Raw genomic sequence first — 13,255 nt, 5'->3', positions numbered from 1 at the left:
ACGGGCCGGTGAGCTGCCAAGGGCTGGAAACCCAAAGTGGAACTCATGTTGACCTTCAGCCGGTTTGGAGGGAATGGCCAGAAATCGCAATCCATTGTTTCAGTCGGTGAAATGATCTTTCTGGTGAATTCAAGGAAGGGAGCAGGCTCGCTCCCATCCATCGGTCATTGCGCCGTCGCAGCGGTTTCGATCAGGTTGGCGACGACGTTCGGGTTGGACACCATCACCACGTGCGACGCGCCTTTGACCACCACGGTCTTCTTCGCGTGAGCCCGCTCGGCCATGAACGCCAGGGCTTGTGCCGGGATGTTCTTGTCCTGATCGCCGTAGACGAAGTACGACGGCACGGTTTTCCACGCGGGTTCGGTCGCGGCTTCATTGAGCGCGGCGACGGTCACCGGGCGTTGAGTCGCGGCCATCAACTTCGCATCAGCCGGGGAAACGTCGGCAGCGAATTGAGCGTGGAATTTGTCCTGCTGGATGTACAAGTCCTTACCGCCGTCGGCCAAAGCCACCGGGGCCGCGAGGGTCGGGCCGAGGGTGCCGCCCGGGAAACGCCCGGACAGTTCAGCCGCCGTTTCACCGGCTTCTGGCGCGAAAGCGGCGACGTACACCAGTGCTTTCACGTTGGCATTGCCATAAGCGGCTGCGCTGATCACCGGGCCACCGTAGGAATGACCGACCAGCACCACCGGGGTTTTCACGCTGGCCAGCACATCCGCCACCGACTGCGCGTCACTTTTGACCGAGCGCAGCGGGTTGGCGGCGGCAATCACCGGATAGCCATCCTTCTCCAGAATCTTGACCACGCCGTTCCAACTGCTCGAATCGGCGAAGGCACCGTGTACCAGCACCACAGTGGGTTTGTCCTGCGCGGCGAACGCGGCGCTGGCACTGAACATGGCGGCGGTGAGGGCGAGGGTTGCAAATGCTTTGTTCATGGTGATGTCCTGTCGGTGGGTAGAGGAAGAATGGAAGCGACAGTGGTATTTAGCGCGCTAAATGTGTCAGATCTATGTTCGCACGGCTGAACTTCGCATGCGAGTGTATCTGCGCCGGCCAACGCTACACAGTGATACAAATGCGGCGCACAGAGCAGTGACTGCTGCGCAAATAGTCAGGCATCAGGCGTTTGCAGTATCTCTATCCATAACGCGCCTTTGCCGGATGCCGCTTCACCGACACGCTTGAGGGCGCCGTCTTTACTCACGGCGTAAGTGCCGACTTTGGCGCTTTTTTCCCCGGTCACCAGCAACCAGCGGCCGTCGGGGGAAAAGGCGATATTGCGCGGTTGCTGTTCCTGCACCGGGAAGTTGTCGAGAAACTGAATTCCTCCCGTAGACGGGTCAACGGCAAATGCAGAGACGCTGCTACTGGTGCGCTCGCTCATCAACAGCAGTTTTCCATCCGGCGACATGCGCAGGTCAGCGGCCCATATGCGCGGAGTGGGGTCGTCTTTCAAATCGTTGTTGCGCGCATCACGAACTTCGCCGTGGGCCAGTTTCAAGCGCGCGGGAATGCCATTGGCATCAGCAATTCGCGTCAACGCGCCGGTAGTGTCGTCGATTGAAAACGCGGTCACGGTGCCGCTCATTTCGCCGACCACATAGAGGAATTTTCCGTTCGGCGAGAACGCCAAGTGCCGAGGCCCGGTTTTGTCCGCAACACTGACATAGCCGCTGCCAATCGGGCTGAGTTCACCAGTCCGCGCATCCAGGCGATATTGCAGAACCTTGTCTGTCCCCAGATTACCGGCGTAGGCGAAGCGATTGCTCGGCTCGGTACGGATCGAATGCGCATGCAGGCCGGTCTTGTAGCGGAGGATATTGGCGGAAGGTTGATAATCCTTAGCGATCTTCTGAACGCTGACGAGATCGGCACCGTAGGACGCAGCGAGCAGATAGCGTCCCTTTCGGTCGGTAGACAGATAGGCCATGCTCTCTACCAGAGGCGCCTGGGTAAATGGCGTCAGGTGACCGGTCTTCGAATCGATCCGGTAGCCCAGAACCTGGAAGGGTTTGACGCGCAAGGCTGCAAACAGCACCTTGCCGTCAGGGGTGATGGCCATGGGATTGACCTGGTCACCAGCCTGAATCTGTTCCACGAGAGTAAGTGCGCCGTTGTCCTGATCGAGGCGGTATTGCGAGATCAGACCATCGCCAGGACTTGAGACGTAAGCATAGGTAGCCGCATTGGCAGACAGGCACAGACCTGAGGCGACAGCAGCGGCGATAACGGCGATTTTTCTCATGAATTTTAGCCTTGTTGTTTTTGTGATCAGTCATCCTATGAGTGATTAACGGATGTCTCAACGCTTATTTTGTCGGCTGTCCGCGCCGTTGCGTTCGAGCGATAACGAGAAGGGTGACTGGGCTGGTCTGGAATAAATGATCGGGGAAGGCGACGACCAGAGACGCTTGAAACATTTTTACATACTCTCCCATTAGCGTTGTTGTACGACATCGTACCTAATGTGCCGAGCTGCAATCGTTCTCACAAAAACAATAACGGAGATACCCCTATGACGAGCATGCCTTCACTCGATCATCAGGCCGCTGCGAAACCGCAAAACCGTTTCATGCGCATGCTTAAACTGTTGGGCCCCGGCATTATCGCCGTGCTGTCGTGGCTCGGTGCCGGGGATCTGATCACGTCCTCCGTGGCCGGTGCGAATTACGGCTACGCCATGATGTGGGTGCTGGCGGTCTCGTTGTTGTTGAGGTACCTGATCGTCAACATCATTGCCCGCTTCCAGCTGTGCAATAACCAGGGCATGACCATTCTCCAGGGCTACGCCCAGCTCAACCCGGTGTTTGCCTGGTTCATGCTCGTTTATGCCTTGTTGATGGGGCATTTAATGAATGCCTACATGATCAAGGGAGCAGGGGAGTCGCTGGCGATGCTGTTCAAGATCGATCAGCCATTGTTGTGCTCGGTGGCCGTGGTGCTGGCGGTCTGGATGTTGGTGGGTCGCAACATTTACACAATGATCGAAGGCGTGATGAAACTGCTGCTGGCGATCATGACCCTGGCGTTCATCGCCCTGGCGGTGATGTCAGGCCCGGATGTCACCGGCATCATCAAAGGCACCATCGGTTTCAGCATTCCGCCTGACGAAGGCGTGCATGGCGCATTGCTGGTGGCCGTCTCGGTGATCGGTGCGGTTGCAGGCTCTATCGCAAACTTCGTTCACCCTTATGTCATGCGCCAGAAAGGCTGGGTCGGACCGCAGCACAAGCGCATTCAGCGCAACGATCTGCTGTTTGCCGTATTCGTCGGGATCATCATCAACCTGGCCATCTGGATCGTTGGTGCGGAAATCCTGCGGCCCAACGGTATCGAGGTGAAAACCCTGGGCGACCTGGGCAAGGCACTGGAGATCTTCTTCGGCCCGATCGGCTGGTACGTGTTTTTCATCGGTGTGTTCGCGACGTTGTTTGCGAGCATTTCAGGCAAGACCACGGCGTTCCCGATGCTGATCACCGATGCCTTCCAGCATGTGCGCCCCGAGCGTCGCGAGAAGTACGGCAAAGAGTTCCATCACGACCCGATGCACAAGTGGTTCATGCTGTTCATCCTGGTCACACCGCTGATCTGGTCGTTGCCGGGCATGCCGGACTTCGTGACGCTTACCATTGGTGTCAGCGCGTTGAACATCATTGGCTTGCCGGTGATTTCCCTGGGCTTGCTGATCATGTCCAACCAGAAGTCGCTGCTGGACAAGCAATATCGCAACAACCTGTTTGAAAACATCGCGCTGCTGTTTGCCACCGGACTGGCGCTTTGGGTCGCCTTCCAACTGGGTGTTGATCTGTTTACCTGATAACTGGATGTCGAGGGGGTACGCCCCCTCGAATGGCGCCGCTTACAACGGCACATCCATGTTGATCCTGCGCCAGGCGGCTTCGGAAAAACTGTAAACCGAGAACGCGATCAAGCCCAACGCCATTAGCATCAGCAGCACACCGCCTGCCGGCAGATTCTGCAGTGCATCAAACGCTTCCTTCATGCCGGGAGGATTGGTCGCTTGGTATATCGAGCCACTGACAGCCATCAGCAGGGCAATCTCGATAAACACCACGCCGCGGGCGATCAGCCCAAACCGCGACACTGGGCGCACATAGCGCATCACTTCATCATCCGCCTCGAAATACTTCTCGAACGAAGCCTTCCAGCCTTTAATGATGTGCGCGATTCCGACGCCCAGCGGGATCAGCGCGATCAGGTAAATCAGCATGTTCGAGTGCTCGAACGACAACAACTGCGCCAGTAGATCCTTGGTCTTGCCATCCCCGGAACCGCCGGGACTTTTAACGCCACTCACCAGCAGGCTCAAGGCAAAAAAGGCCAGTGCCGCATTGACCAGACCACCGGCCAGCAAACCAGCACGAATGACCAGGCCCTTTAGTTCGTTGCCGTGATGATCAATGTCGCGAATAGCCTGTAATGCACGCCAGGCGGCGAAGGCAAGAAGCCCGGCGACCACCAGACCCACGAGCGCATAGCCGAACGGCTGACTCAGCAACGCCTCAAGACTTTTGTGGCTGTCTTTCGGTTTGGTGGAGTCGTGCGCTGCGAGCAGCGCGAAGATGCCGATGATCAGATACAGAACACCTCGCGCGGCATATCCGCCTCGAGCAAGTAAGACCAGAGTGTGTCGGGTGGACATGGCGGTTATTTCCAGAGATCGTTCCGCAGCAGACCTGTGGGTTGCGCAGGGGTTCGAAAAAGGTTGCCCTGCACCGTATGAGGCTTGCTTTGATACGCCCTGAAAGTGAGGTTAACGTCGACCTGGATGGCAAAGCCAAAACGCTTGGCACTCATTCACTTGCAAACAAGTCGCTTTGTCAGGCTGTGGCGGACTCTCGTGCCACTTGCCTGAGGACTTGTTCGTACTCCTTGACTGATAGCGATCCGGACATCAACTGACGTCCGTTCAGCACCATGGCCGGGACCGAGTTAATCCCGCGCTGGAGGTAAAAACTTTCAAGTTCACGTACCTCGACAGCGAACGCCTCGCTGGCCAGAATTTCGCGGGCGCGGGTGGTTGAAAGTCCTGCTTCACCGGCCAGGCGTACCAGTGTTTCGTGGTCGCTGGGGTTGTCGCCGTTGGTGAAATAAGCCTTGAGCAGAATTTTGTTGAGTGTGACCTGGTGGCCTTCTTGCACGGCCCAGAGCAGAAGGCGATGAGCATCGAAGGTGTTGTAGAAATGGCTGCGCTTTTCCAGGTCGAACTGAAAACCGATGGCTTTGCCACGCGCGACGATCATTTCATTGCGGGAGGCGACCTCTTCGGCGCTGCGAGCGTATTTGCGCATCATGTGCTTGATGGCGTGTTCGCCCTCGGCCGGCAGGTTCGGATTCAGTTCGAAAGGCTTGAAGGTCAGCTCCACAGCAACCTCGCCGGCAAGATTGGCGATGGCTTGTTCCAGCGCAGTGGCGCCGAGTGCGCACCAGGGACACACCACATCCGACACAAAATCGATACTGACGGGAACAGTCATTTTTTGGACTCCGTCATTTGTTTACGGTACTTGCTGATGAACGGCATGGGAAAGTCTCCTTTTGGCGACCCATCGATAGGATGAGGCGAGCAGTGGGGTGGACTTTAGAATGTTGCGTTCAATGAATAAATGAGGGTTGCAGAACATCACCTATGGCGCCGTGTAACTAATCAATGTTTGGCATTATTATCTTCCGGACAAAGTCAGATGCAGGCCATGGGCACTTTTCAGAAGGTAAATCGCCCTTCCTGGCTGCAGCCGAAGGGAGGGCGAATATTGCGGGAGCAGGAATCAGTTCTGCGCTTTGCTCATGCGGGTGAAAAGCTCGGTAGGTACTTGCTTGCCGTTGGAGGTGTATTGGTTGGTCCTGAACTTGTAGACCTCACCTTCCGTAAGAAAACCATCGTGATTGATGTCCATCGATTGAAATTCTTCACCGCCCTGAGGTGCGACAGCCAGGAGTTCTTTAAGAGAGACGAGGCCATCATGGTCGGTATCTGTGCGAGCGAAAGAGTCGTCACCACACTTGCCTTCACCGCACTTGCCTTCGGCAGTAGCGGACTTGTCGCTGGCTTGGCTAGAACCGCATTTGCCCTCGCCACACTTGCCTTCGCCGGCTTTGTCTGCCGATGCCAGTTGATAGCCTTGGGGCAATGCCTCAACAGCAAAAGCCGCAGACGATGCCAGGCTCATGCTGCCGGCTAAAGCAATAGCGGCCAGGCCAAAAGTGGTTTTGTTCGATAATGGTTTACGGTACATGATGATTCTCCAGATGCTTTGTGCGGCCAAGCCGCCGTTCATGCCACAGGGCGAATAAACCCTTAAGGAAGCTCCAGGCGAAGTGGGAAAAGCCTGCAATTCCATGGCTTATACGCGTAAGCGTTTTCCACCTCGACAGGGCGACCTTATCGGGTAAGGCCTATTAAGCCGGCGCTATGTATCCACGCTGTATCAAGCAAGGGAGCGATTTGTAAGCCAATCCCAAGAGTCCGCGTACGGGTACACAGCGATACAAAAAGTGCGATTGCATTTCCTGCTGGACGCACACAGCCGCCCACTGAGCCGTTAATGGTCAGTCAGGACAACCAGCTACGCCGACTGCAGCTTGCTCATGAAGCTGGCGCAGCAGAACCAGTGCGTCAGCGACGAAGCTGGCCACGTCTGAAGCACCAGCCTCTGCAGCCAAAGCATGCAACTGCGCTCGGCCGTCCATATCCGGGAACTGCTCGATCCGCTGCAACAAACGCCATGCCAGCGGGCTGACCTGCGAGAACTGCACTTGGCCACTCGGCACACGGCTGATCAGCAGTAACGTTGGTTGTTCTGGCGCTTCAGAAGGCAGGTTTCCTGGCCCGAGACGATGCACGGCCCAGCTGTAAGCCAGCGGCCAGACGAGCGGGGAAAGCCGAAGAGGGCGGTCGAGTAACTGCGCCGCATCACTGGCCATTAACGGGGCAGCGTCCAACTGTTGCAGCGCCATCTCCACCCACTCGTAATGGGCCAGTTCAGGCAGGAACGGGTACCAGGGATGTTCGTGACCCGGCGAGTCCTCCAGGCTCGCTACGAAGTCAACAAACTCACGTGCGACTTCTCCGAAACGCGGCGTTTGCGCGCGGTAGTCACGCAAAAAACGTCGCACCAGTGCACGCCAACCGGCATCACCGAGCACGGCAACCAGTACCGGAAACGTTCCACCCAGCAACCCCAACAGATTATTCAACACCAAATCGAGATAAACCCGGGCTCTTACGGGGTTCATCCCCGCAGGCGGCGAATAGCCGTCCGGATCACGCAGGTAACGGGTCAGCGCGAGTTGCTGACTGTGCAAACTTGAAGTGAAGTCAGCCATCGGCGGTCACCCGCACCCGCGCATCCGCGTCGCGCTGCAACCGCCTGATGATATTCAGCTCAGCCACAAGTTCGTCGTAGTGCGGAAAGTTGAAATCGCGCTCCAGCAGCGTTGGTTTCACACCAAAGAGGCCATAAGCCTGCCCCAGTAATGACCAGACGACCGGTTTGACCGAGGCGCCGTGGGTATCAATTATCAGGTCATCGGCTTGGTCATAATGGCCAGCCACGTGCATAGCGACTACACGTTTTGGTTCCAGGCCGGCCAGGAAAACCGTTGGATCAAACCGATGGTTCACTGAGTTGACGTACACATTGTTAACGTCGAGCAATAGGTCGCAATCGGCCTCGCGAAGTACTGCATTGGTGAACGTAAGTTCGTCCATATCCTGATGAGCTGCGGCGTAGTAAGAGACGTTCTCTACAGCAAGACGACGGCCGAGAATGTCCTGTGCACGACGGATGCGCCCAGCAACGTGATGTACTGCCTCCTCAGTAAAAGGCAATGGCAACAGGTCGTATAGCTGGCCATCGTCACTGCAGTAACTCAGGTGTTCGCTATAAAACGGCACGTTGAAGCGATCGAGAAACCCGCGTACTTGCTCAAGAAAAGACTCGTCCAGAGGCGCACTGCCACCTAGCGAAAGCGACAGGCCATGGCATGACAGCGGATAGCGTTCAGCTAGCAACTTCAGGGCATCTCCATGAGCGCCGCCAATGCCGATCCAATTCTCTGGAGCAACCTCTAGAAAGTCGAAATCGCCAACGGGAGCGTCACGAAGCGTTTTGAGAAGCGCACGGCGAAGTCCGAGGCCAACGGTTGCCTCAAGTGGGGGCTGTGGATCTAAATGCACTGATGATGAAATGTTCGTTTGCATGAGTTTCGTTCTCCGGAATCCACGGTCCTCAGCGTGCATTCAAACGCTTGCTACACCGATCGATGAATGCATCCAGGCTCAGCTTTCCGGCTCCTGTGAACAGCAGCGGCAGCAGTGCTACGAGATAGATCAAGGGCAGCTTGAAGTTGCCGTAGCCTTTATTGCTGATGGAGTAACCCTTAGCCAGTTCGCTCAACGTCGACCAGTCTGCTGGCCAGTGAACTGCGGCAGTCGCCACGACGGTTACCACTATGAGGATTAGTGCCGAGAGGCGGGTTCCCAGACCGACAAGCAAAGCAATGGAACAGAGCAGTTCTGCCCACATTGATAACTGCCAGTTAAACGTAGCCGGCATCTGATTAAAGGGGAAAGGAAAGGCACTTTGAATGCTTGGGAACCAGTTCTCACCGTTCCACTTTTCCCACCCGGCTTCAAAAAACTCCCAGGCGAGAAACACGCGCAAGCTTAAAGGGGCGATCCAGTCTCCAACGCGATCGAGGTTAAGGTGTAGCCGATTCAAGACTGATGACATGTTTGCTTGCATTGATTTAATTCTCCGACTTGTCGTCAAGAAAGTGGAAGCACTTCAGGTACTTCCAATGAGAGGTGGCAGGCACGGGACCCACTGCGCTGGCCATGGCCGTAGTTCATCCGGTTGGTGTATCTCGCTTGTGTCTTGCGCTGCTGCAAGCTCAATGTTGTGTAACGCGTCCGCCTCCGTACACACTTGGATACAGAGCACTCTTGTAGAACGCACTATCCAGGCACTTGGCCTGTGGCATTTGGATTCTGCTTGGAGTTTGGATATTTGATCGGCTTGGTTCTGCCGGCGACATGCAGGAGGATTTCTAACAGGGCTTAGTCATTCCTGTGCGCAGCGACGAAGGCTATGAAGCACTGGAGAAACGACTACACGCCACAGATGAGGGGAGGGCGAGGGCGCTTAGGTTTAACGTTTAATGCGGCGCTATGGAAAACCAAGTCGAGGTTTCCGGATGGACCATCAGTTCGTTCGGAGAGAGAGAGAGAGAGAGCGGAAAAGTTCTGTTCAATCAGGGACAGCGCCAAGTGCCCACCTTGATTTTCTGTGGGAGCAGCCTGGCGCGAACAAGTCAGCCCAGCGTTCTGGAACGGTCTAAGGAATCAAACGCATCTCTCGTAGTTTGTCGAACACGTCGAAAAATGCCTGATCGCTCGCTTGGTATGCCGTGAATCCCAGGGTGCGGCTCTTCGACATATCCGTGACAACTTCGATGGGTCGCCCAAGGTCAGCATCGGTATGCCATGGCGATATCAGGCGACCAATATCGGGTTCTTTCAGGCCGTGCTCCGTGACTATCTGCGTCCATATGGCTTGGTCGTTAGCCATCTGTTTCTCAAGGGGTGAGAGTGAAGCGGGATAGTCCGCAGCAGGCAAATCGAAGTATTCGGCAATGCGCCCCCACATCCATTTCCAACGGAAAACATCGCCATTAGTGACGTTGAATGCCTGATTGGCCGCAGCCGGCGTGGTGGCTGCCCATAGTTGTTGTTTCGCCAACTGCCGCGCGTCCGTCATATCGGTGAGGCTGTCCCATTGCACCCGTGACCCCGGAAACACAAAAGGCCGATGGGTTTGTTTGCAAATCGAGGCATAGACGGCGAGGGTAGTTGCCATGTTCATCGCGTTGCCAACGGCTATCCCGGTGACGGTATGCGGGCGATGAACGCTCCAGGTGAAGCCGTCCTTTTCAGCCGCGGCGAAGAGTTCGTCTTCCTGGGCGTAATAGAAGTTTTCAACATCCAGACGACCCTGCTCCTCGCGGAACGGTGTCTGCGGCAGGCTGCCTTTACCATACGCTTCGAACGGGCCGAGGTAGTGTTTCAACCCGGTAACCAGTGCTACGTGCTGAACGCTCTTGGCTGGGCGAATAGCGGTGAGCACGTTGCGTACCATGGCGGCATTCACGCGAATGTTTTCGGCCTCCGTGGCTTGCCGCGACCATGTGGTAATGAACACATGAGCGGGTTTTAAATCTGCCAGCGCCTGTTGCAGCGAAGCAAGATCCTGAAGGTCGGCCGCGACAGGGATCACGCCTTGCGCTTGTGAAGGATGTCTCGACAGCGCGGCGACTTGCCACTGGTTGTCGATCAGTAATTGAGTGATGGCGCTACCGACGATGCCGCTGGCGCCCACGACCAAAGCTGTCTGGGTCATACGTTTCTCCTGGATTTAAATTTCGGAGTACGCCTGAGCGTCAGAGGTTCAACCTGAAAATCCGTTAGAGTGTTCGCTACTCTCCGTTGAAGCCTGTGAATAATGAATCGTCCGCTGTTTGTCGCTCTGGATGGCCCGAAAGGCGTAGGCAAAACCTCGCTATTGGAGGCCATCACCGAAGTCCTGAGGGCTGACAATAAGAAAGTCATCCGGCTTTGCGAGAAAAAAAGCGACCCGTTCAGGGGCGAAACAATGCACTTGGTGAACCGGCTCGTCCGACATCCTGACCGGGATCTGGAGCTGGAAGTTTGCCAACGCCTGGCTGATAGCCGCAGCTGGATTTCCCGGCACGTGCTGACCAAACACCCCACCGACAGCATTATCCTGATCGACCGCTGGTATCCGTCCGAGGCCGCGTTTCGCCGCATAGTCCCGTTCGCAGAAATCCTCCAATTGAACCTTGATCGCAACGTGCAGGTGCCAGACCTGCATGTTGGGGTGGTCACAGCGGCGGAGATTTCGTGGGCGAGGGCAGGGGCACGACGGCGCGGCTTGAGCAGTACTGTGCTTCGCGGTCTGGAGGAGCATGTCGCTTGTACTCAGGCGTTTGAGCAAGCCGTTGCTGATCAGGGTTGGTTTTTATGCCGAAATGAGGGAGCGATCGTGGAGGCGACAAGGCGGGTGGTTGGGGAGATTAATCGGGTGATGATTCGCCTGCGCGTCCCCAGCGTGAGCTCGCCATGAGCAGGGACGGCGGCCGGCAGCATCTGCTGACAGGTAATCTATAAGTTCTCACCAAAAGAGCCGCACTTTGTGCGACTCTTTTTTTCTTTTTTTGCTAATTAAAGCGATTGCAGCGAAATGCTTGCACTTGAAGAATCCTGCACGCTATCCGCATCCATCCATACCCACTGGCTACCGTCACCCTGAAGATTGTTGGAGACGCTTTGTATCTGTGTCGGGATGATAGTAACCGCACCAGGCTCTGAGGCAGTTGGGCCGATGCTGGTCACCTGGCCAGTTAGCAAGCCGTTGGACGTTTCATTGACCACGAACACAGTTGCATTTGCTTCGCGAAACTGGCAGGAGATGAACTGTGTGATTTTGCTTACAATAGTCAAATTCATCCATTTTGAAGGTGGTACGGCGAAGTACCGGGAGTATTTGTTGAACTGATATTGTTCTCCATTGGCTTGCAAAACATTATTGGTAAGGCCGCTTGTATTGATTGGCATGCTCACACTGCCCAACCAGGCTTCGACTTGACCGTTGCCACTCCCGCTCGAAATAGATATGGAAATGGTCTGGGTGTCGCTGCCAGAGACGAAGCCCATAGACGCCAGGCCAGCGTTGGCTGTCGTGCCTGGGACGAGTATTTTCACCGGCGCTTTGCTGTTGCTCCATACAACATTGACGTCGACATTATTATCGTTGCCCGCTGAGTTGTATAAGAATATTCCGTAAATTTGACCAGGACGCAAAGTAGTGCACGTCGCTGTATCTCCTGCGTTTAGCGTAATACGCTGGCCGCCGTTCCAATTGGTTTGCGAATCGTTGAGACCAAAGCTTTCCATGGAGTAGTCCTTTCGTTGATTCCTTCGTGATTGGCTATCGCGCATTACATCCATATGTCCCTGCGCGAATGGTGAGCCTAGTCTTCATCCGCAAAAATAAAGTGTGATCTTTAGACTTATTGGCTATTGAGGTTGGAGCTGAAATCCTTCGAGTGCTAATTATTGAATGTTTTTGAAATCGGAGGTTGTTTGTTATAGAGAAGTGTCAGTCTTTGGTCGGTTTCGATTTGAGTTTGAAAGCCTTTGAAATTGTGAGAATAAAAGAAAAGGGCGCGTATAAAGACTACGGTTCAACCACTGAGGAAGAACCACGCTGGTGGGTAATGAGGTAGGTCGTTTCTCTGGATGATCCAGATGCGCATGCCAAACCAAACGAGACAGGTGTTGCTGCCAGGGCACGTAGCGCAATACATGATTTAACATAATATACATTATGTGAACCGTCCTATAGAGGACTGGGGGGCTCTGGATGTCGCGATCAGCGATTCACCGGACAATAATTATTGATTCACCGGAATCCCCTAGAAATCATATACCTGTGGATCTAGCCTCAACCTACATCTAGAAATTGCAAATGACCCCCTACGCATAAAATATGGGGCGGTTCCAGGTGCTCCTGTGGCTCTCATCGCGATGCTAGAGCGGTTGAGCCCAGAGCGATACAGAAAAAATGCTAATTCACCGGAAAAAAAACGTGGTGGAAAAAGAATGTTAAATAGCCGGAATATTTGCCCTTGAAGCATGAAAAAGGGATCACGTGGGGATTGTCGGAGGCGCAGATGCAGTATTTAGGCAAGGTAAGGTGCTCGTCGACCCTATTTTTAAAGCCAAAACGCATTTTTTAATCACCGGAAAAAAGAAAAAGCCCCTCTAAATTATCGGAAATAAGCCTCATTTTTTACCAATAAAAATTCGGATACGCCCGTAATACTTGGGTTGCGCAAGATTTTTAATTCGCCGGAAAAAAGTTAGAAAAATGATGAATCGCCGGAATTGGCAATCATCAGCGGGCGTAAATGGTTCGAGAGCCGTTAGTCGTCTGTTCAGCACTCAAGTTGTTGCAATGCCGCGTAAAATTTAATAGATAAATCGATAATATATGTAGGATGTAATGATGAAGTTCAGTTCGCCCGGCGTGGTCAGAACTTTCCTATCCGAGCGTTGTGATGCCTAAGTAATGAAAAATAGTACGACATTGATGTGCTATCTCCTCCTCGATACCATCCGTCTGATGATCGCGAAATCGGAACCAAG

At 54.6% G+C, this 13,255-nt stretch carries 12 protein-coding genes; 2 read left to right on the top strand and 10 right to left on the bottom strand.

Annotated elements, in window-relative coordinates:
- Positions 1-164: 164 nt before the first annotated feature.
- Both HU743_RS09665 and HU743_RS09660 read right to left on the bottom strand, forming a co-directional pair.
- Positions 165-941: an alpha/beta hydrolase gene (locus HU743_RS09665; RefSeq protein ID WP_186648322.1), complete on the bottom strand. Its 777-nt coding sequence runs from the start codon at positions 939-941 to the stop codon at positions 165-167.
- A gap of 176 nt (positions 942-1,117) precedes the next feature.
- Positions 1,118-2,251: a lactonase family protein gene (locus HU743_RS09660; protein WP_186648321.1), complete on the bottom strand. Its 1,134-nt coding sequence runs from the start codon at positions 2,249-2,251 to the stop codon at positions 1,118-1,120.
- Between the two features lie 270 nt (positions 2,252-2,521).
- On the opposite strand from HU743_RS09660, the gene HU743_RS09655 reads away from it, so the two are divergent.
- Positions 2,522-3,823 carry an Nramp family divalent metal transporter gene (locus HU743_RS09655; RefSeq protein ID WP_186648320.1) on the top strand — a complete coding sequence of 434 codons (1,302 nt, stop codon included), beginning with the start codon at positions 2,522-2,524 and terminating at the stop codon, positions 3,821-3,823.
- A gap of 42 nt (positions 3,824-3,865) precedes the next feature.
- Here HU743_RS09655 and HU743_RS09650 read toward each other — a convergent pair whose 3' ends face one another.
- The 7 genes from HU743_RS09650 to HU743_RS09620 all read right to left on the bottom strand — a co-directional run bounded on the left by HU743_RS09650 (position 3,866) and on the right by HU743_RS09620 (position 10,427).
- Positions 3,866-4,669: a DUF1206 domain-containing protein gene (locus HU743_RS09650; protein WP_186648318.1), complete on the bottom strand. Its 804-nt coding sequence runs from the start codon at positions 4,667-4,669 to the stop codon at positions 3,866-3,868.
- A gap of 178 nt (positions 4,670-4,847) precedes the next feature.
- A complete protein-coding gene (locus HU743_RS09645) occupies positions 4,848-5,504 on the bottom strand; it encodes a DsbA family oxidoreductase (protein WP_186648317.1) in 657 nt (218 codons plus the stop codon).
- A 291-nt stretch (positions 5,505-5,795) separates the two neighbouring features.
- Positions 5,796-6,263, bottom strand: coding sequence for a hypothetical protein (locus HU743_RS09640; RefSeq protein WP_186648315.1), 468 nt, complete (start codon positions 6,261-6,263; stop codon positions 5,796-5,798).
- Positions 6,264-6,576: 313 nt separating this feature from the next.
- On the bottom strand, positions 6,577-7,353 hold the full coding sequence (locus HU743_RS09635; protein WP_186648313.1) for a putative DNA-binding domain-containing protein: 777 nt from the start codon (positions 7,351-7,353) through the stop codon (positions 6,577-6,579).
- Complete coding sequence (locus HU743_RS09630; protein ID WP_186648311.1) at positions 7,346-8,230, bottom strand: DUF692 domain-containing protein; 885 nt, start codon at positions 8,228-8,230, stop codon at positions 7,346-7,348. The genes HU743_RS09635 and HU743_RS09630 overlap by 8 nt, the downstream gene beginning before the upstream one ends.
- Positions 8,231-8,258: 28 nt before the next feature.
- Positions 8,259-8,774: a DoxX family protein gene (locus tag HU743_RS09625; protein ID WP_186648309.1), complete on the bottom strand. Its 516-nt coding sequence runs from the start codon at positions 8,772-8,774 to the stop codon at positions 8,259-8,261.
- Positions 8,775-9,365: 591 nt separating this feature from the next.
- Complete coding sequence (locus HU743_RS09620; protein WP_186648308.1) at positions 9,366-10,427, bottom strand: SDR family oxidoreductase; 1,062 nt, start codon at positions 10,425-10,427, stop codon at positions 9,366-9,368.
- A gap of 102 nt (positions 10,428-10,529) precedes the next feature.
- On the opposite strand from HU743_RS09620, the gene HU743_RS09615 reads away from it, so the two are divergent.
- A complete protein-coding gene (locus HU743_RS09615; RefSeq protein WP_186648307.1) occupies positions 10,530-11,171 on the top strand; it encodes a dTMP kinase in 642 nt (213 codons plus the stop codon).
- Positions 11,172-11,269: 98 nt separating this feature from the next.
- On the opposite strand, the gene HU743_RS09610 is transcribed toward HU743_RS09615, so the two are convergent.
- Positions 11,270-12,001 carry a hypothetical protein gene (locus HU743_RS09610; protein WP_186548205.1) on the bottom strand — a complete coding sequence of 244 codons (732 nt, stop codon included), beginning with the start codon at positions 11,999-12,001 and terminating at the stop codon, positions 11,270-11,272.
- Positions 12,002-13,255: the final 1,254 nt, after the last annotated feature.

Origin of the sequence: Pseudomonas sp. SWRI99, assembly GCF_014270125.1 — a bacterium.
GTDB lineage: Bacteria > Pseudomonadota > Gammaproteobacteria > Pseudomonadales > Pseudomonadaceae > Aquipseudomonas > Aquipseudomonas hamedanensis.
This window is presented reverse-complemented; position numbering and strand designations above follow the sequence as displayed.